The organism is Endozoicomonas sp. PH6C, from assembly GCF_059322965.1.
The window spans coordinates 6,927,168-6,947,474 of the sequence record NZ_CP185342.1; the positions used below are offsets into that span (position 1 = coordinate 6,927,168).

General features: G+C 44.9%; 17 protein-coding genes. 5 read left to right on the forward strand and 12 right to left on the reverse strand.

All coding sequences use genetic code 11. The features are described from left to right. Positions 1-79 precede the first annotated feature (79 nt). The 4 genes from can to ACOMG9_RS24755 all read right to left on the reverse strand — a co-directional run bounded on the left by can (position 80) and on the right by ACOMG9_RS24755 (position 3,439). Positions 80-739: a carbonate dehydratase gene (gene can, locus ACOMG9_RS24740; RefSeq protein WP_422136019.1), complete on the reverse strand. Its 660-nt coding sequence runs from the start codon at positions 737-739 to the stop codon at positions 80-82. A 388-nt stretch (positions 740-1,127) separates the two neighbouring features. After that, a complete protein-coding gene (locus ACOMG9_RS24745; protein WP_422136018.1) occupies positions 1,128-1,634 on the reverse strand; it encodes a DUF29 domain-containing protein in 507 nt (168 codons plus the stop codon). Positions 1,635-1,954: 320 nt separating this feature from the next. Then, positions 1,955-2,767: an orotidine-5'-phosphate decarboxylase gene (gene pyrF / locus ACOMG9_RS24750; protein ID WP_448215062.1), complete on the reverse strand. Its 813-nt coding sequence runs from the start codon at positions 2,765-2,767 to the stop codon at positions 1,955-1,957. A gap of 168 nt (positions 2,768-2,935) precedes the next feature. Next, entirely contained in the window at positions 2,936-3,439 is a 504-nt protein-coding gene (locus ACOMG9_RS24755; RefSeq protein ID WP_448215061.1) for a hypothetical protein, read from the reverse strand. Positions 3,440-3,639: 200 nt separating this feature from the next. On the opposite strand from ACOMG9_RS24755, the gene ACOMG9_RS24760 reads away from it, so the two are divergent. From ACOMG9_RS24760 to ACOMG9_RS24770, 3 genes are all read left to right on the forward strand, one after another. After that, the gene (locus ACOMG9_RS24760) at positions 3,640-4,116 is read left to right on the forward strand and encodes a YbjN domain-containing protein (RefSeq protein WP_448215060.1); all 477 of its coding nucleotides are present in this window, start codon (positions 3,640-3,642) and stop codon (positions 4,114-4,116) included. A 107-nt stretch (positions 4,117-4,223) separates the two neighbouring features. Further along, positions 4,224-5,123 carry a DMT family transporter gene (locus ACOMG9_RS24765; protein WP_448215059.1) on the forward strand — a complete coding sequence of 300 codons (900 nt, stop codon included), beginning with the start codon at positions 4,224-4,226 and terminating at the stop codon, positions 5,121-5,123. A 38-nt stretch (positions 5,124-5,161) separates the two neighbouring features. After that, complete coding sequence (locus ACOMG9_RS24770; RefSeq protein WP_422136013.1) at positions 5,162-5,623, forward strand: nucleoside deaminase; 462 nt, start codon at positions 5,162-5,164, stop codon at positions 5,621-5,623. A gap of 63 nt (positions 5,624-5,686) precedes the next feature. Here the strand turns inward: ACOMG9_RS24770 and ACOMG9_RS24775 are convergent, their stop codons facing one another. Continuing rightward, the gene (locus ACOMG9_RS24775) at positions 5,687-6,637 is read right to left on the reverse strand and encodes a LysR substrate-binding domain-containing protein (RefSeq protein ID WP_422136012.1); all 951 of its coding nucleotides are present in this window, start codon (positions 6,635-6,637) and stop codon (positions 5,687-5,689) included. Positions 6,638-7,164: 527 nt separating this feature from the next. On the opposite strand from ACOMG9_RS24775, the gene deoC reads away from it, so the two are divergent. Further along, positions 7,165-7,923 (forward strand): deoxyribose-phosphate aldolase, encoded by a 759-nt coding sequence (gene deoC / locus ACOMG9_RS24780; protein WP_448215058.1) that lies wholly within the window; start codon positions 7,165-7,167, stop codon positions 7,921-7,923. Positions 7,924-7,966: 43 nt separating this feature from the next. Here deoC and ACOMG9_RS24785 read toward each other — a convergent pair whose 3' ends face one another. Both ACOMG9_RS24785 and ACOMG9_RS24790 read right to left on the reverse strand, forming a co-directional pair. Continuing rightward, complete coding sequence (locus tag ACOMG9_RS24785) at positions 7,967-9,961, reverse strand: hypothetical protein (protein ID WP_494529563.1); 1,995 nt, start codon at positions 9,959-9,961, stop codon at positions 7,967-7,969. Between the two features lie 163 nt (positions 9,962-10,124). Continuing rightward, positions 10,125-10,685, reverse strand: a complete 561-nt coding sequence (locus ACOMG9_RS24790; RefSeq protein ID WP_494529564.1) for a hypothetical protein — start codon at positions 10,683-10,685, stop codon at positions 10,125-10,127. Positions 10,686-10,797: 112 nt separating this feature from the next. Between ACOMG9_RS24790 and ACOMG9_RS24795 the strand changes: the two genes are divergently transcribed. Next, a protein-coding gene (locus tag ACOMG9_RS24795) for an IS3 family transposase (protein ID WP_448215008.1) occupies positions 10,798-12,362 on the forward strand; the annotation gives its coding sequence in 2 pieces (ribosomal slippage) (positions 10,798-11,251 and positions 11,251-12,362; 1,566 coding nt in all). Positions 12,363-12,381: 19 nt separating this feature from the next. Here ACOMG9_RS24795 and ACOMG9_RS24800 read toward each other — a convergent pair. The 5 genes from ACOMG9_RS24800 to ACOMG9_RS24820 form a co-directional block, all read right to left on the reverse strand. After that, positions 12,382-13,722 carry a hypothetical protein gene (locus tag ACOMG9_RS24800; protein ID WP_494529565.1) on the reverse strand — a complete coding sequence of 447 codons (1,341 nt, stop codon included), beginning with the start codon at positions 13,720-13,722 and terminating at the stop codon, positions 12,382-12,384. A gap of 301 nt (positions 13,723-14,023) precedes the next feature. After that, complete coding sequence (locus ACOMG9_RS24805) at positions 14,024-15,844, reverse strand: hypothetical protein (RefSeq protein ID WP_448215055.1); 1,821 nt, start codon at positions 15,842-15,844, stop codon at positions 14,024-14,026. Between the two features lie 355 nt (positions 15,845-16,199). Then, entirely contained in the window at positions 16,200-17,987 is a 1,788-nt protein-coding gene (locus ACOMG9_RS24810; protein ID WP_448215054.1) for a hypothetical protein, read from the reverse strand. Further along, on the reverse strand, positions 17,959-18,180 hold the full coding sequence (locus ACOMG9_RS24815) for a hypothetical protein (RefSeq protein WP_422136005.1): 222 nt from the start codon (positions 18,178-18,180) through the stop codon (positions 17,959-17,961). The genes ACOMG9_RS24810 and ACOMG9_RS24815 overlap by 29 nt, the downstream gene beginning before the upstream one ends. A 32-nt stretch (positions 18,181-18,212) precedes the next feature. Next, positions 18,213-20,003, reverse strand: a complete 1,791-nt coding sequence (locus ACOMG9_RS24820) for a hypothetical protein (RefSeq protein ID WP_448215053.1) — start codon at positions 20,001-20,003, stop codon at positions 18,213-18,215. Positions 20,004-20,307 lie beyond the last annotated feature (304 nt).

Below are 20,307 nucleotides of genomic sequence, written 5' to 3' on the forward strand. Positions count from 1 at the left end.
CGTCTTTCTGATGATTCTATCCTTCCGATTTGGTTTTCACAGAGGAAGGATAGATCTAGAAAATGAAAGGGTATCTATATCATCCATCAGCTGCACTGGTGATCTGCCTGATGGCATCGCTGTAAAGTCCATGCAGGCTTTCAGGATCAGAGACACATAATCCCAGGTCCCTCAGAAGACCGTCTTTCAGCCCATAGATCCAGCTATGAACCGTCAGGTCCTGTCCTCGCAGCCAGGCATCCCTGACGATGGGGGTCTGGCAAACATTCAGAGCCTGTTCTACAACATTCAGCTCATACATGCGCTCAAAGACTTCTTCCTGGCTGCCCAGAGTGTCCAGGAAAGTCTGGTGTTTGTGCTGTACATCCTGAATATGACGCAGCCAGTTATCAATCAGACCGAGTTTGCCGTTCTTTACCGCTGCCTGAACGCCGCCGCAGCCGTAATGGCCGGTCACTATAATGTGCTCAACCTTCAGGTACTCAACGGCGAACTGGATAACAGAGAGACAGTTGAGATCGGTGTGAATGACCTGATTGGCCACATTTCGATGAACAAACAGCTCACCAGGCACCATACCGGTTATCTGATTGGCAGGCACCCGGCTGTCAGAGCAGCCTATCCACAGGTATTTGGGGGCCTGTTGCTGAGAAAGTTGTTCAAAAAAGTCAGGTTCCTTTTCCCGAACAGCATCTGACCATTCACGGTTTTGGTCGAACAGCTTCTTGAGTCTGCGCATGGGAAGCTTCCTCATCAGAAATAACGCACAAGTATACAGCTGAAGAAATAGAAGCCAATAACAGTAGGGTTTTAATGGCGTACCGAACAGCTGCATCTCCGTTGCAATTCCTCGCAACAGCTCTGCTGTTTTAAGGCTACTGTGAAGGCAAGCGGCTGAATAGGCAACGGTCGGGCTCTTAGGAGCCTGACCGAGAATAGACTGCCCTACGCGGCAACTGCTCCTGCGTTGCTCTAGCTCCTGCATCCATGCAGTCGTGCTGCGGCAGCAAATTGGTCTGAAAATCCGCTTTTGTTCGTCAAATAGCTCGCTATTCTCCTTACAAAACCGAATTTTCATCCTCAATTTTCTGCCGTCCTCGCTACGGGCGCTATGCTCGGTCAGGCTCCTAGCGCTGTGGATGGTCGGGAAGAAAGTCATCAACCATGATGTCATCGAATGTCCACGGGCAACTGTCGGGGAAGCTGGTGTTATCTAATTGATGATTTTCCCGCAGGTACTTATTCATTTCACGAATGGCAGCCTGTTTGGCATCAGGGTAGCTGTCTATTAAGGCATCATCCTGTTCGTGCTTCAGGGACGGGTTTTTACGGATTAACCGGCTGATTGTCATACGTGACTGTGAAATACTCTCGTACCAGCTTCTGAACTCTTTGGGTTCGTAAAGGTTGGGGTTAATCACAAAGGTTTGGTATTGATATTTGAGCAGATGCAGCACCAGAATGACCAGATGGGATTCCAGTGTATTGCGCTCGCTTCTGCCCATTTCGTCTACTTCTTCTATAAGGTTATCAAGATCAAGCCGGTCGAACTCACGGTTTTGCAAATGTTGTTTTTGCTGTTTTTTCCAGTGATAGAAGTCGGACTGGTAAAGTGTTTTCTGATCATTATCCATGACATGATTCCCCGTTAATCACAGCCAGTATAGGATAGCTTATACAAGGATTGTTATGTCATTCCCTTCACAGCACTTCAGCGCTAACCTCAGGTGCGAGAAACGCTGAACCTATTGCCGGGACGCACCGGAGCCGCCGGTGATGCCGTTGTCCTGCGTCGTGATCTGGTTCAGTCGGAATTGGCGGGCAGTCAGACCAATACCGGGAGCTGCCTGCATCGACCGGCAAGATCAGTGGGCCGTCTTCACAGCCCTGGGTGGGCTTGCTCTTGAAAACTAAAGAAAGATATCCGTTCAGGGTATCTTCGGGTAGTCATTGTTTAACGGTACTGATTCACCTGATCTCTGAGTTCAATGGCAGCAGCTCTGGCTGCTTCGGCAAAGTTTTCATCACTGCCAGCGTAAATGATGCCACGGGAAGAGTTTACAATGATGCCCTCACCCTGACTGTTGAGACCATTTTTAACGGTGGCTTCTACGTCTCCACCCTGGGCGCCCAGACCCGGAACCAGGAATGTCATATCACCGGTAATGGCGCGGATACGCTTGAGTTCTTCAGGGTTGGTAGCACCGACAACCAGCAGCAGGTTGTTATGGCTGTTCCACTCTTCTTTGGCCATACGGGCAATCACTTCGTAAAGGAAGTCATCACCGACCTTCAGGTTCTGGATCGCCGCAGCTCCGGGGTTAGAGGTTCGACAAAGGATGATGGTGCCCTTGTCTTCATATCGGCTGAAAGGTGCAATGGTGTCGATGCCCATGTAGGGGTTGACGGTGATCGCATCTGCGCCGTAGCGATCAAAGGCTTCTGCCGCATACTGATCAGCCGTGCTGCCAATATCGCCCCGTTTTGAGTCCAGAATGACCGGGATATCCGGGTAATTATCCTTGATGTATTCGATGGTCTGGGCCAGTTCGTCTTCTGCACCACGGGCATGATAATGGGCGGCCTGGGGTTTGTAAGCACACACTAAGTCGGCAGTGGCATCAATAATAAAGCGGTTAAATTCCAGAATAGGTTGCTCAAGCGCCTGAATGTGGGCGGGAAACTTCTCGGGTAGAGGGTCCAGGCCTACGCAGAGTAGAGAGTTGTTCTTACGCACAGCCGCCTGAACCTGATCCAGAAAACGCATAGCAAAGCCTTATGTAGCATTGATCGATGTCTGGGCGGGCAGTCTAACAGATAACGCTCGGGTTTTGTTGCGCCAATTGACATCCACCCCCGCCCAATGAGGCTGTTTGACGCGAATTGAGGAAAAGAAATTTGCCGGAGGAGCTGAAATGTTCCTCCGTGCCTTCTTTTATCTGGCCTTTTGAAATAGCTGTGCCATCAAGCCAGAGTTTATCATCTGTTCTGCAGCACTCTTCAGAGTTCCTGAAGTCCCGTATCTTCTGAACGCCCGGTAAACCGTTGTGCAGGCCATCAGGTGCTTAACGGTTTGTTTGATGGCTGTTGTCAGTAAAGGAACGGTATACAAGGCCATCAATAGAGGGTGAGAGAGTGCCAGCATGATCACCAGGGGAGAGCCAGAAATGGCACCGACAGTTTGAAACCCCCTGACGGTTCGGCAAACGTACTTCCGGGTATCAATCGTGCTCTTCATGGTCCGGTTTTTATTGAGTCTGTGACAACCTGCTTCAACCGCTTTGCTGACCAGTTTTCCCATCAGATAGCCTGCGACAGCACCGGGTGTGGTTACCATGGTGGTCAGCAATTGAACTGCCTCAGCAATGCCTGTGATCGGGCTTGCAGAAGCGTATAAGGCTGTTTGGATACCGGCACTGATTCTTCCTGATCCCTGCATAATCTGTACTCCTTGTGGTGTTATTTCATGTTGTAGGCTCAGTATGCAGGGATTTGCTGCCAAAATGACTGACAGAGCGGTTAGTTATGCTTGCACATTTTCATCCAGTGAAGTTGGAATGCCTCAGAGTCTGGTCAAACTGACCATTTCATAGCTTGACGAGAGTTCATAAAATGGTTGGCAAAACAGAGATAGCGTTGATGCAGAAATTAGTAATACCAGACCGGCAGCAGGTAGAGATCTGGCTCGATCAGGCCGGTCATGAATTCTGGGCGTGCGATCGTTGCGACGGCTTGCATATCTCATCCCTTCAGTCTCTGGATGGCGTACTTGATAGCCGTTTGTTTATCGAGCCATTTGGTATTCTTTTTTCAACTGAGCTGGATTTGAAAGCCGACTCTGCATTTTTAATACAGGCCGATATGACGCGTCTCAATCTCGGCTTACCGACGCTCAAACTGTTTCTGGAGATGCTGGAGTCAGGCCATCTTTTGCTGGTGGCTTCCGATGTCCTGATGACCTCCAAAGGTGTCTGTTACAGTCAGTTTTCCGAATTTCTGGCAATGACCCTGGAGGCTAAGAGCTGGTTGTATCGGGAGTGCCAGAGCATGCACTATATTCTGTCTGAACAGGAACATTGTCTTCCCCCGGTAGAAGGAAAGTTTTCGTTCCACTAAACGTTTAGCTGCCTCATATCAGAAAATAAAACGGTCACTGCTCTGGCGAAATGTTCCAATTGGCCTAATGTCATACAGTCAACATTCTGATGCGGGAATTTCAGAACGTGTCCAATGCCACTCTTTTCTGTATCTGCTCTCTGGTGTGGGGCTCGACCTGGTATGCCGTTAGCTGGCAGCTAGGGACCGTAGACTCCATGTGGTCAGTGGCTTACCGGTTTCTCTTGGGCGCTCTGTTGTTATGGCTGATTTGCCGGTTCAGGGGCGGCTTTTCAGGCTTTACCCGCCAACAGCATCTCAGGTTCTTTTTCCAGGGAACCTTCCTTTGCGGTATTTCCTACTGGCTGGTCTACGAAAGTGAAAAGTTCATCAGCAGCGGGCTTTCAGCATTGATTTGTACGGGGATTCTTTATTCAAATGTGGTCATTGCCCGGTTCTGGTTGGGGCACACCGTTAAACGTTCTGTTCTTGTAGGCGGGGCATTGGGTAGTGTCGGTGTGTTCATGGTGTTTTTTCCCCATATCATAAAGATTGACGCAAACTCTGAGGAGCTTAAGGGCCTGGCATTGGCATTGGGTGCAGTAGTGATGTTTTCCTTGGGCAGTGTCTCCTGTGAGGTCAATGAGAAAGACGGCTTGTCAGTCGCACCTGTGACAGTGTTTGCCATGTTTTATGGTGGGTTGGAAATGGGTGGGTTGGCCTTGCTCCGCGGCGTACCACCCACGTTTGACTTCAGTCCGGGTTATCTGGTTTCCCTGGTTTATCTGGTGGTTTTTGGTTCGGTTGTGGCCATGACCTCTTATATCGCCCTGATTCAGCGCATAGGTTCTGACCGAACCGCTTATGTCGATATTATCTATCCCATCATAGCCCTCTTGATCTCAACCGTTCTGGAGGGTTACCAATGGAAACCGGTTTCTGTGTTGGGCGTAGGGATTATTTTGCTGGGGAATCTTCTGGCCATGGGCAACCGCTTTGACCGGCGCAGAACCGAGACTTCCTGCTAACATAAGAATACTTTTCTCCAACATCTATGGGGTTTCCCATGAGTGAGCACAAGCCTTTCATCTATAGAGCTATAGAGTTATCCACTCAGGCCCTGGACAAAGGGGAAGCGCCTTTTGGTGCGGTGCTGGTGCATAACGGCAAAATCGTTCTGGAGTCTGAATGTACTACCGAAGCAGAAAGTGATCAGACCCGGCACGCAGAATTGAACCTGGTAAGTCATGCCTGCAGACAGATACCGAGAGAACAGTTATGTGAATGCACACTCTACAGCAGCACAGAGCCTTGCCCAATGTGTGCCGGAGCAATATATTGGGCCGGAATCCCAAAAGTGGTATATGGATGCAGCATGGAAGCGCTGGACCAGATTGCCGGTCACTCCACCCAAATGGGTTGCAGAAACATTTTTGATCGTTGCTATGGCAACATAGAAGTCATTGGTCCTATAGAAGAAGAGCTTGCCTGCGAACCACATATGAAATGCTGGCCCCATCCTTCTTGAAAACCTGCTTATTATTGAATTTTGTGCTGGCATTCAAGTACAGAGTTGACTGACATTTCTGACTCAGGGAACGTGATAGCCCATAGGCTTCATAATGTCATACTGAAGCCAGACTTTGTTCAGCCAATTTTCTTCACCCAGCCAGTCCAGAACCCAGCGGATACCATTGCCCATGGCTTCCTTATTCCAGGCAAGATAGCAGCTGTCGTTCATGGGAATATCCAGAACATCCTTGCGAACCAGTAATTCTTGTTCAATGTAGGGCTGAACAAAGTGGCTGGGCATGATGGTGATGCCCAACCCTTTCAGCAGGCACTCAATAGCCATACGGAAACTGGGAACCAGGAGGATTTGCTGATCTTCAAGCAGCAGGTTGTAGCCCTGTCGAAAGACTCTGGAAGTATCCTGAATGCAGATCGAACTGTAAGTTTTCAGCATGTCCTGACTAATCGGATCGGAAACATTGGCCAATGGGTGCTCTGGAGACATCACCAGATCCCATGCCAGCGATCCCATAGACTTCCATTCAAAGCGGTCGTTAGTAGCAATATTGTCTGGAATGGTTTTGGGAGCACCAATGACCAGCTGGCAACGGTTGTGGAAGAGAGCATCCCATGAGCCGTTATGAACTTCAGTATTGATCACCAGGTTGGTCTCGGGACGAACTGCCTGAAGATCGCGAATCAGATCGTAAACCATGCCCTGGTTAACAACGTTATCCAGGGCAATCCTGATTTCATGTTCCCAGCCTGAAGCCATCTGGCGGGTTGTTTTTTCTAACTCCTCCAGCTGAGTCAGCAGTTTGCCTGTCTGCTGGATAAAGTGTTCACCTGCCGGAGTCAGCTCGACCCGCTTGCTATCCCTGAGAAAAAGTTGCACATCCAGCCGTTCTTCCAGCTTCCGGACGGTGTAGCTGATGGCTGAAGGCACTTTATGCAGGTGCTTGGCCGCTGCAGTAAAGTTTCTGAAGTGGGCCACGGCCCTGACAATTTCGAGGGATTCCGTTGGGATCATGAGGAGAATACTACTATCTACTGACGTTCAGATGTTAATAGAGTATCTCTAAGGTTGTCAGAAAGGGAGTCTAAATAAGAGTTTTTTATCGTAATGTTCTCGCCTCCAGTGATATAAGATGACTCTCAGGACAGGACTCACCTACATCAGCATTCAAAAAAGCCGAATGCTCGTCCAAAAATACTTGCTGTATCTGTTGGCAGGAATTCTCTAAAATAATTTTCACTTCGAGCAACCTCAGGTTATGAGGAGTCGTGTACTGCACTGTTGCCTGTTCCCGCAGTACAGAAACTCTTGCACGAAGTGTCGAGTATGCAGTCCACGCTGCAAACTCAGGTGGATGATCAGCAAAAAAATCTCTGCGTCTTTGGTGTAGGGGTTTTTTTGTTTTTGACAGTTTTTCCCACATGGTTCGGTGGTGTTCTTAAGGGAATTGAAGATAAACTACGACTGACGACAGGCTCCATTCAGGCACTTTTCTATTCTTTTTTGTCACCTCCAAAACTCTTTAGCCAGAGGACCGAACCTTGACCGATCTCACTGCTATCAGTCGTCAGGCTCTGCAATTGATGGATCTTACTTCCCTGAACGATAACGATACGCCGGAAGTGATTATTGATCTTTGCCACACAGCTAAAACACCTGCAGGCAATACTGCGGCAGTCTGTGTTTACCCAAGATTTGTTCCCATCGCCAAAAAGACGCTGAAAGAGCTGGGTCTGAACGATGTAACGGTTGCCACTGTCAGCAACTTTCCAGAAGGCAGTGATGATATTGAACTGGCAGTCACTGAAACTAGGGCAGCTGTCGCTTATGGTGCGGATGAAGTGGATGTTGTTTTCCCTTATAGCGCCTTTATGAACGGTGATGAAGCCATTGGAGCTGAGCTGGTTCGCCGCTGCAAAGAAGTTTGTGCAGACAAAGTGATACTCAAGGTGATTATTGAGAGCGGCAAACTGAAGGACCCAGCCCTGATTCGTCGAGGCAGTGAGATCTGCATTGAAGCCGGTGCTGATTTCATCAAAACCTCTACTGGCAAAGTGCCTGTCAATGCTACACCCGAATCTGCCCGTATCATGCTGGAAGCCATTCGTGACAGTGGCAAACAGAACGTAGGGTTTAAACCTGCGGGCGGCATCCGAACTGCACAGGACGCTGCAGAGCACCTGGCTATTGCCGTTGACATTATGGGGAAGGAATGGATCGACCGAAACCATTACCGCTTCGGAGCCAGCAGTTTGCTTGGAAGTCTGCTGGTGACCCTCGGTCTGAAAGAACAGGAATAAGTCTAAAAATAAGTTTCGCCAAGACTACCCTATATCAGCATCGCTACTGCCAGAATCCATTACTGTCAGAGTCACTGCTTTCAGAGTCACTTCTGCCAGAGCCGCTTCTGCCAGAGCCGCTTCTGCCAGAGCCGCTTCTGCCAGAGCCGCTTCTGCCAGAGTCACTGCTGTCAGAGACACTGCTGTCAGAGACACTGCTGTCAGAGTCACTGCTATCGGAGACACTGCTGTCAGAGTCACTGCTATCGGAGTCACTACTGTCAGAGTTAATAGGTGTCTCCATAGCAAAATTATATTTAGAGCTGAGCAAATCGATGAAATCTTGCAGGTATAATATGCGTTCTTCCAGAAGTTTTCTCTGCCTTTTGTGATTGCTGAGCTCTTTTACTTCTTGTTCATTCGCTGCCTTGTCATGTTTGACTACATCAGCCTGCTGATTTGCATGGATGATAATGCTCGCTGAAAGAAATTCCAGCATCTTGTGTGATTGTTTCAGCAGGTTATTAAATTCTGTGTAGAGGTTTATCAAAATGCCGCGATAATCATTTTGATTAACTAATTTTTTTTGTAATTGGTGTTCTATGTAATTTTCTAAGGCTAGAAGCAATTCTTGAAATAATTCAGGGTTTTCATTTTTTGGGTTATCTTTTGCACCGATTAATATTTTTTGGAAAATTTCAAATAATTTATCTTCTTTATCTTCTTTATCTTCTTTATCTTCTTTATCTTCTTTATCTTCTTTATCTTCTTTATCTTCTTTGTCTTCAGAGTCAGTAATGGTTCGACCCAAGTCTAGTTTGCCAAAGTAAATCGATATGCTATCAATATCTGCATTTGAGAATTCTCTAACGAGATACTCAAGAACTGAGAATTTTTTAACGAAAGAGTCTAGAATCAGGCTTATGGAGTGAATAAAACTGATGGACTGATCATTCGAGACAACTAATCCGGTTTTTTTTTCACCATATTCATTTGTCAGGTTTAATATTCGTTTAGCTGATTTTATATTACGTCGATAAAACGGTATTTTGTTACGATTAATGCCATCGTTGAGTAGGGTAGTAGCGGCTATTAGCAATAAATTGACTGGTTCCTCGGATTGATCAGCTTTTGAGAGTTGATTCAATTGCCGCAAAAAATTAAGACGCATTTCTCCCAATAATTTCAGACCAGAGAAGACCGAATTAGCTTCTTTAACATTTGCTTTTAAACAACCGTGATTTTCTATGGGTTCTTTTTCGCCTAAAATGTCATCTTTTATGACCTCTATACCAGATAAGCCGATGGCATGAAGCAGGAATGAGCCAAAAAAGAAATGGCCCCCAGGAGGGGGGGAGTTAATGGCTGTATAGTAACTCAATATCAGCACCGCTAAGCTCTGTTGATCTTTTGGTTTGGTCATATCGACAAATGATTCGGTATTATGGATTTTGGTTAGAATTGCCATCATTTCAAGCTGTACGAAGTCAACCACAATGTGGTGAGTTTTTATCAATTGCTGAAGCATGCTTAAGATTGTGAGGCTTTCATTGGGGGGGGCTAATGGGACGTAGCTCAACATAGTGTTTAAGATGTCTTCATCAATGCCTGTATTCAATTCATGGATAATGGCGGTAATTTGTGCATGGTTCATTGGTGGCAGCGGAATTTCCATCAAAGGCTGCGGTTGCTGTGCCCCAGCTCCCTCGGATTCTTCTGAATGCTCAGCCATTTTTTCGACTTGCTCATTTTCATGGTTCATTGCGAAGATGAGTTCGGTTGTATTCGAGTTGAGAAAAAAAGGAGAGGTTTTTCCTAAATAAGCATTATGGTTAATCAAATCGTTCAGGTAATTAGAGGTTTTTGTCGTTTTTTCTTCAATAAATCTCTCATCCACGGGTGTGAATAAAGTATGTGCTGCCATCAGTTTTGAATAAGGGCTAACCATAATTATAAAGCTAAGACAAGCAGCAACCGACCGTTTGGCCCTGTCACGATGGAAAAGTATCGGTTGTTTTGCTGTTTCAGGAAATTCAGAAATGAAGTTACTTGTTAACATCTGCTTTCTCTAACTTATAAATTCCCTGATAAAGTAGTCCACGGAATGCAGAATTGGCCAACTTGAGCACTTTTTAATGCTACACCTCAATCTACCTGGATAATGCTGGAAGCTGCAGTCCATAAGGCCATTAGCACTTGGTCTGAAAGAACAGAGAAGAAGATTAAAAATAAACTTCGTCAAGACTTTCAAGAGCACCTCTCTCAGCATCACTACTTTCAGGGTCATCCATGACCGCATCACAACTTTCAGAGTCGCTACTACCCGGGACACTTATGCCAGAGTCAGTTCTGCCAGAGTCACTTCTGTCAGATTCACTGATGTGAGAATCATTACTGTCAGAGTCATCACTGTCAGAATCATTGCTGCCAGAATCATTGCTGTCAGAGTCATTGCTGTAAGAGTTAAGAGGGGTCTTCATAGCAAAATCATACTTAGACCTGAGCATATCGACGAAATCTCGCAAGTATGATATCCGCTCTTCCAGGTGTTTCTTTTGCCTCTCTTTTTGTTCTGTTGCTGCCTTGCCATGGTTGCATTCATCATTATGCCGATTAGCATTGATGAAAATATTGCACTCAAGGCATGTCACCATTCTGTTTGATTGTACCAGAAGGTGGTCAAATCCTGTGCAGAGCGTTACCATTATGACCTGGTAATCATTTTGATCAGTAAACGTTTTTTGTAATTTTTGTTCTATGTATTTTTCTATGGCCAGAAGCAATTCTTGAAATAATTCAGGATTTTCATTTCCCGGGTTGCCCGCTGTGTCAGGATAGTTGTCCCGCTCACTGATTAACCAATAAAAGCTAGACAGTGGGCGATGGACGTTGAATATGCCTCGTTTTTCAGAGGAACGTAAATCAGCTGTTTTGAAAAAACTGTTACCACCACACAATCGCTCTGTGCCGGATGTTGCCAGAGAGGAAGGTATCAGCGAACAAACCCTGTATAATTGGCGTAAAAAACTACGGGACAAAGGATTACCTGTGCCAGGGAACGAACAAAAATCAGAACAATGGTCTGCTGAAAGCAAGTTTGCCGTGGTCGTCGAAACCGCTGCTTTGTCAGAAACAGAGTTAAGTGAATACTGCCGTAAAAAAGGGCTTTATCCTCAACAAGTCAAGGAGTGGAAGCACGCTTGTATTTCAGGTGCTGTTCAGGCTTCTCAGCGTGCAGACCAGGAAAGCAAGCAATTAAAACAAGAGCGTAAGCGCAATCAGAGCCTTGAAAAAGAGCTTCGCCGTAAAGACAAGGCGTTGGCAGAAGCTGCAGCCCTGCTGGTGCTATCAAAAAAGCTCGATGCCTTCTACGGGATAGACAGCGAGGACAACTGACACCTGTCGATAAGCGCCGCCAACTGCTGACATGGTTTGATGAGGCTATAGCAAACGGCGCTTCTCGCTGGAAGGCTGCTGAACAATTGGAAATATCCCTGAAAACACTGAATCGCTGGCGCGATGACAATGGTGCAGTGTTAACGGACAAACGCCCGGATGCCTTGCGCCCGGTACCCTCTAACAAACTGACTGAGGAAGAGGAGCAACGTATTCTGACTATCAGTAATGAAGATGAGTATGCGAGCCTGCCACCATCGCAGATCGTGCCAGCCCTTGCAGACAAGGGAGTATACGTTGCTTCTGAATCTAGCTTTTACCGTGTGTTGAAAAAGTATGGTCAGTTGCACCACCGCGGTCGTTCAAGAAAGCGATCGAAAAGCAACAAGCCGACAACCTATGTTGCTACTGGCCCTAACCAGGTCTGGTGTTGGGACATCAGTTACATACCTTCCAGGGTACGCGGCCAGTTCTGGTACCTCTACCTGATACTGGACGTTTACAGTCGTAAGATTGTTGGTTGGGAGATTCATAGCCGTGAGTCTGGTGAGTTAGCCAGTGAACTGATTAACCGGACAATGGTGGCTGAAAAATGCACTAAAACACCGCTTGTACTGCACTCAGACAATGGGGCTCCAATGACGTCGAGTACCTTTAAGGCCAAGCTTGAGGAATTGGGCATTATTCCCTCTCATAGTCGCCCAAGGGTGAGTAATGATAACGCATTTGCAGAATCGATCTTTAAAACGGTGAAGTACTGTCCTCAGTGGCCATCTCAAGGTTTTCTGACGTTAGAACACAGTCGACAGTGGATGCTGAAGTTTGAGCGCTTTTATAACAATGAACACCGCCATAGCTCAATCCGCTTTGTGACACCTGCGCAACGGCATGAGAAAAGAGATCAGGAAATCCTGAATCACCGGAAACAGGTGTATACCAAAGCGCGAGAAGCTAATCCAACGCGCTGGTCAGGAGTTATCAGAAACTGGGAGCCTGTAGGTGCGGTTGCACTGAATCCTGAGCGGTTGTCTGAAGCAAGAATTAACGAGAAAAAGGCAGCCTAAAATTCAGTTTTCGGGACAACTATCTTGAAAAACTCCGGTTGTCTTTAGCGTCGCTTAGGATCTTTTTGAATATTTCAAATAATTGTTGTTCTTTGCCTTCATTGTCGGTAATGGTTTGATCCCAGTTTGACTGGTAGAAATAATCCGTCATGTTGTTAATACATTCACTTGCAGATTGTATAACGTAAGGATCAAGCATCAGGCTTATGGCATTAATAAAATTGATGAACTGACTATTAGAGGCAACTAATTCGGGTTTTTTTTCACCATATTCTACGATCAGTCTTAACATCCGGATAGCTGATATCATATTACGCTGATAAACCGGCATTCCGTTATCAATCATGCCATAGTTGAGCAGAGTAGAAGCAACTAATAGCAGGTAACTGGCTGGTGTCTCGAATTCTACAATTTTTGAGTTATCTTTCAATTGTTGCAAAAAATCAAAGCGCATTCCTTCCAGCACTCCCTTGCCAATGAAGATCGAAGCTGACTCTTTAACATTTGCTTTTAAAACTTCGTAATCTTTTATGGGTTCTTTTATACCTAAAAGATCACCTTTTATGGCATCGAGTTTCTCGATACCGGACAGGGCGGCAGCGTGAAGCAGGAATGAGTTAAAAAAAATGTTAGCCACTTTAGGGGAAACTGCATTTGAATTGATGGCGGTATAATAAGTCACCAACAATATCGCGAGCCTGAATTTGTCTACTGGCTTGGTAATATCGACAGGTGATTGAGTGCCCTGGATAGAATATAGAACTTCTATTATGTCATCCTGGTTAGGGTCCGGCACAACACCGAGAGCTTTTGTCACGTGCTCAATCATGTCTGCAACGGTCAGGCTCTCATTGGGAGGTGTTATCGGTAGGTAGCTCAACATAGCGTTCATGATTTGCCTGCGTTCTTCAGTGCTTGTATTCAACGTTTGGATTATGTCGGTAATTTGTGCATGGGTCATTGGTGGCAGCGGAATTTCCATTAAAGGCTGCGGCTGCAGTGCTCCAGCTCCCTCCGATTCTTCTGAATGCTCATCCGTTATTTCGACTTGCTCATTTTCATGGTTCATTGCAAAGATGAGTTGGGTGGTATCCGGATTGAGAAAAAAAGGAGTGGTGCTTCCTAAATAAGCGTTATGGTTAATCAAATCGTTCAGGTAATTTGACGCTTTTGTCGTTTTTTCTCTAACAAATCTCTCATCCACTGGTGTCAATAAAGTATGTACTGCCAGCAGTTTTGAATAGGGGTAGACCATAAAGATAAAGCCAAGGCAAGCAACAACCGACCGATAGGCCCTGCCACGATGGAAGAATATCGATTGTTTTGTTGTTTTGGGTAATCGAGAAGTGGAGTTACTCATCAACCTCTGCCTTCTTTGGGTAATGAATGCCCTGATAAAGTAGTCTATGGATTGCAGCAGTACTCAATTTGAGTGCCTGTGAATGTCAAACCTTAATCTGTCTGCATCATACTGGAAGCGATTTGTGACAGTGGCAAAGAGAGCGTAGGATTTAAACTCACGGGCCGGGACGCCGCAGGACACCTGACGATTGCCACTGAGCTTATGAGGCAGGAACGGATCTATACCACCTGCACCTGGGAGCCAGCAATTTGCTGGGAAGGTTTCTGGTAGCAATCGGTTTTAAAGAACAGGAAGAAAATTAAAAATAAAATCCGTCAAGTCTCTCAAGACCGCTTCTGTCAGCATCACTACTTTCATCATCACCTAAGTTAGCATCACTACTGTCAGCATCATTTCTTTCAGAAGCCTCAATGTCGGTATCACTATTTTCAGCGTGACTGTTTTCAGTATCACTGCTTTCAGAGTCACTACTGCCGTAGTCAATACTGGCATAGTCAATATTGCTATAGTTATTATTTTCGTAGTCACTGCTGTCGTAGTCATTGGGAGTAATGATAACAGATTCATATTTAGACCAGAGCAACTCAACGAAATCCTGTAAGAATAATATCCTTTCTTTCAGGTGTTTTCTCTGCCACTCTTGTTTGCTGAGTTCTTCTTGTCTCTTTAGTGCTTTGTCATACTTAGCTTCATTAGTCTGCTGATTGGCATTGATGACAATAGTCGCCTCAAGAAATTCCAGTATCTTGTCTGACTGTTCCAGTAGATCTTCAAATCCTGTGCAGAGGGTTGCCAATATAACCAGGTAATCATTTTGATCCACGAACGTTTTTTGTAATTGTTGCGCCATGTATTTTTCAATGGCCAGAAGCAATTCTTGAAATAAATCAGGACTTTGATTTTCCGGGTTGTTTTTTGCGTCGGCTAATACTTTTTCGAATATTTGAAATAATTCCTGTTCTTTGCCTCTGGAATCAGTAATGGTCTGCCCCCAGTTTGATTGACTAAAATAACTCGAAATCTTGCCAACATGTTCATATGCGGATTGTATAAGGAAAGGATCAAGAATCAGGTTTATGGCATCAATGAGACTCACAAATTGGCTATTTGAGGCAACTAATTCAGGTCTTTTTTTGTAATATTCTTTTACCAGACTGTACATGCGTCTGGCTGATTTGACATTACGCCAATAAATGGGGATTTCGATCTTATTAACGTCATAGTTCAGCAAAGTGGACGCGGCTATTAGCACTGAATCGATTGATGTCCAGGATATTTCAGCTTCTGAGAGATCCTTCATATGTTGCAAAAACTGAAGGTGCATTTCATCCAGCACCTCCAGGCCAACCAGGAACTTGGCAGATTCTTTAGCATTTTCTTGTAAAGCTTTGTGGCCCAGTATTGGTTTTTCTGCACCTAAAAGGTCACCTATTCTGGCATGGAGACTTCTTATACCAGACAAGCCAGCGGCGTGAAGCAGGAATGAGTAAAAGAAGAAATAAGCCGCCTGAGGAGATGCCCCATTTGAATGGATGGCAGTATAGTAACTCACCAACAACATCGCGAGACTCTTTTGATCTTCTGGTTTGGTGATATCGACAGAAGATTCGGTACCCAGGATGTGAGTCAGAACTTTTATCATCACATTCTGGTCGTCGGTCATTATTACATTGAGGCTTTTTATCACTTGCCGAATCATGCTTACAATGGTCAGACTCTCATTGGGGAGGGTTGTCGGGACGTAGCTCAAGATAGTGTTCAGAGTGCCTTCTTCAAGGCCTTCATTTAAACCTTCGATAATGGCAGTAATTTGAGCATGGGTCATGGGCGGAAGGGGAATATGCATTAAAGGCTGCGGCTGCGACGCTACAGCCCCCTCTAATTCTTCTGAATGCTCATCCATTCCTTCGGCTCGCTCATTTGCATAGTTCATGGCAAAGATAAGCTGGGTCGAATTCGGATTTAGAACAGATGGAGGGATTTTTCCTATGTAAGCATTATGGTTAATCAAGTCATCCAGGAAGCCAAAGGATTTTGTTGTTTTGTCTTCGATAAATCTGTCGTCTACTGTCGTTAATAATGTACTTTCTGCCAGCAGTTTTGAACAGGAGCAAGTCATAATGATGAGGCCCAGGAACGCGGTAATTGAGTGATTAGTCTTGTCTGGGTGGAAAAATATCGATCGCTTTGCTGATCCAGGTAATCGAGAAATTGAGTTGCTCATCAACATCTGATTTCACCAGTTTATTAATGACTTGAAAAAGTAGTCTAAGGATCGCTTCTGTGCCAAATTTTAAGTACCTTCCCCGGAACGTGGCAACTGCTCCTGCGTTGATCTGGTTCCTGCACCTTCATCCTCAATTTTCTGCCGTCCTCGCTAAGGGGTCGCCGAGACGGGGTTGCCAAGACGGGGTCGCCGAGACGGGGTCGCCCAGACGGGGTCGCTCAGACGGGCGCTACTCCCGGCCAGGTACTTAGTGAGGCGTTACCACTCTCAAAATCTTGATTTCAGAGTCATCGCTTTGAGAGTCACTTTTTTCAGAGTCACTGGTATCAGAATCATAAGGATTCTTCATGGCAAAGTCGTAGTAAAACCTGAACCAATCGACAAAATCAATAAAGTAATCTATGCGTTCTTTCAGGTGTTTTCTCGTCTTCCCATCTTTGTTGAGCTCTATGCCTTTTTTCCCCTTTGCTGCTCCTCTATGCACGGCATCATCAGCCTGTTCATTGGCATTGGTGTCAATAGTTGGCTCAAGCATTGACAGCTTCATGCGTGCATGACCCAGCAGGTCCGCAAATCCTGTGCCGAGGGTTACCATTATGACTTGGTAATCATTTTCATCAGCAAACATGTTTTTCAATTGATGTGATATGTATTTTTTTATGGCTACAAACAATTCTTTAAATAATTCAGGATTCTCATTGCCCGGATTGTCTTTTGCGTCGGTTAATATATTTCTGAATATTTCAAATAATTTCTGTTCTTTGCTCATTATGCCTCTAACCTCAGTAGAGGTTTGATACGACTTTGATTTACTAAGATAACTCGATATATTGTGAATAAGTGCAGTTGCAGATTGTAAAGTGAAAGGATCAAGAGTCAGTCTTATGGCATTAAGCAAATTAATGAACTGACTATTCAAGGCAACCAGTTCAGGTTTATTTTCACCATATTCCTTTATTAACATCAACATTCGTTCTGCTGAATTTATATGGCACTCATAAAGTGATTCTTCGTTCTCATTAACGTCATAGTTGAGTAGACTGGAAGCAGCTATTAGCTGTAAATCGTCGGCTGATGTTCCGAATCTATCAGCTTCCAGAGGGTTCTCCATTTGTTCCAAAAAATCAAAGCGCATCTCTTCCAGTGCCACCAGTGCAGAGAAAATTGAAGCAGACTCTTTGAGTTTGGCTTTTAAAATTTCGTGAGCTTCTATTGGCTCATCTGTACCTAATAGATCACCTTTTTTGGCATCAAGTCTTTCGATACCAGACAACTGAGTGGCGTGAAGCAGGAATGAGTTAAAAAAAACATCAGCTGCTCGTGGGGATGCTCCATTTGAATGGATAGCTGTATAGTAAGCCAGCATCAACGTCGCGAGTCTCCGTCGATCTTGTGGTTTGGTGATATCGACAGGTGATGTGGTACCCTGGATAGAAGATAGAACAGTTACCATGACATTCTGGTTATCCTGAACCGTAATGTTGAGAGTTTTTATCAATTGCTGCAACATAATTAGAATTGTCAGGTCCCCATTGGGAGGGGTCGCCGGAACATAGCTCAACATAGTGTTTAGGGTGGCTTGATTAAAGCCTGTATTCAAGCCCTCGATAATAGTAGCGACTTCTGCAAGGGTCATTGGTGGGAGAGGTATCTGCATTAAATGCTGCGGTTGTTGTGCTCCAGCTCCCTCCGATGCTTCTGAATCCTCATCCATTTTTTCACCTTGCTGATTTTCATGATTCATGGCGAAGATAAGATGAGTCGTATTCGGGCTGAGAGCAGAAGGAGGGTTTTTCCCTATATAAGTATTATGGTTAATCAAATCCTCCAGGAAGCCAGACTCTTTTGTCATTTTTCCTATAATAAATTTCTCCTCCACCGGTGTAGAAAAAGGATTTCCTGCCAGCAATTTTGAACAGGGGCAAGCCATAGCGACGAGGCTGAGGGTAGCTGCAACCCACTGATTGGTGTTGTCACGACGGAAAAGTATCAATCGCTTTACTGTCTCAGGTAATCGAGAAACGGAGTGACTCATCAACATCGGCCTTCTCTATTTTATAAGTGCCCTGATAAAGTAGTCCATGGATTGCAGCAGTACTCAATTTTACGAACAGGTCAGATCCGGTCACGCCGTCTTCAATATAGGTTTGTGCCTGAGCATGGAATGACCGCCTGAAACCAATACCGCTTCCGAGTCGAACATTCTCCGGGAAACCTGATGGTGGCACTCGGTCTGAAAGCAGGGAAGATGAATAAAAAATTAAACGCCGTCAAGACTTGCTTTGTCGGCATCACTACTTTCAGTATCAAGAATTTCAGTATCACTACTGTCAGTATCACTACTGTCAGAGCTATAAGGGGTCTTCATGATAAAATCATAGTTAAGCCTGAACCAATCAACGAAATTATCCAAGTAATTTATCCGTTCTTTCAGGTGTTTTAACTTCTTCTCTTCTTCGCAGAGTTCATTTCCCTTTTGTGCCTTTGCTGCCCCGTTATATTTGGCTGCATTAGCCTGTTCATTGGCATCGGTGACAATAGTTGCCTCAAAAAATAGCAACATCTTGTGTGATTGTTCCAGCAGGTCCTCAAATCCTGTTCCGAGGGTTACCATCATGGCCTGGTAATCATTTGGATCAATAAAGGTATTTTGTGATTGTTGCGATATGTATTCTGCTACGACCAGAAGCAAGTCTTTAAATAATGCGGGGTTTTCATTCCCCGGGTTGTCTTTTGCGTCGGATAGTACCTTTTTGAATATTTTAAACAATGTCTGCTCTTTGCCTTCTTTGCTTGCAGACTCAGTAATGGTTTGATTCCTATTAGAGTTACTGAGAAAACTCGTCAGGCTGTCAACATATTCACTTGCAGATTGTATATCGAAAGGATCAAGAGTCAGGCTTATGGCATGAATGAAACACAGGATTTGATTATTCGAGGTAATTAATTCAGGTTTTTTTTTATCATATTCTCTTATCAGCCTTAACATTCGTTTATACGATCTTATATTACGCTCACAGATAAACATTTCATTTATATTAACTGCATGATTGAGCAGTGAGAAAGCGGCTATCAGCAGTGGATTAACTGATGTCCCGGGTTCATCAGCTTCTAAGGAATCCTCCAATTCTTGCGAAAACGCAAGGCGCATTTTTTCCAGTGATTTCAGAGCAGTGAAGACTGAAGCAGATTCTTTAATATTCCCGTTTAAGACTTCGTGATCTTCTATGGGTTTTTTTGTGCCTAAAAGGTCATCTTTTTTGGTATAAAGTCTCTCAATACCAGACAAGCAAGCAGCGTGAAGCAGGAATGAGTTAAAAAAAACATGAGCTTCCTGACGGTTAGCTCCACTTGAATTGATGGCCGTATAGTAAGCGACCATCAACATCGCGAGGCTCTGTTGTTGTTGTAGTTTGGTTATATCAACAGGAGATTGGGTGCTTTGGATAGAATATAGAGCATTTATTACCTCATCCTGGTTATAGTTAGGCAAAATGTTGAGTGTTTGTGTGATTTTTTGAATCATGCTTGCAAGGGTCAGGTTCTCATTGGGGAGTGTTACCGGTACGTAGCTCAACATAGTGTTCAGGGGAGGCAGGGAGTCTTCATCAAGGTCTGAATTCAGGACCTGAATCATAGTAGTAATTTGTGCATGGTTTATTAGCGGGAGCGGAATGTGCATTAAAGGCTGTGGTTGCTGTGCTCCGGCTTCTTCTGAATGCTCATCCTTTTTTTGGTCTCGTTCATTTTCATGGTTCATGGCAAAGATAAGATGGGTCGAATTTGGATTGAGAACAAAGGGAGTGATTCTTCCCATGTAGGCATTATGGTTAATCAGGTGATCCAGAAAGCCAGACGATTTTGTGCTTTTATCTTCAAAAAATCTCTCCTCCACTGTCGTTGATAAAGTATTTTCTGCCATCAGTTTTGAATAGGAGAAGACCATAATGATGAGGCCAATGGAAGCAGCAACCGACTGATTAGCCTTGTCACGACGGAAAATTGTCGATTGTTTTGCCGTTTCAGGTAATCGCGAAATCGAGTTAACCATCAACATTTTTCTTCTTCAGATAATGTATGCTCTGACAAAATAGTCCACGGATAGCAGCAGTGCACAATTTCAAGGGTACGATAGTCCAATACTGAACAGCCAGCTCCGTTTTGCAGATACAAGGAATTATGAAGACATAGCAGCCTGTCGGACTTAAGACTGTCCTACTGCGGTTGCAATAAATTGGTCTAAAAATCTCTGTTTCTTCGTCAAATAGCTCGCTATTCTCCTCAGAAACAGAGATTTTTATCCTCAATTTCTTGCAATCCTCGCTACGGACGCTTAAGTCCGACAGGCTGCATAG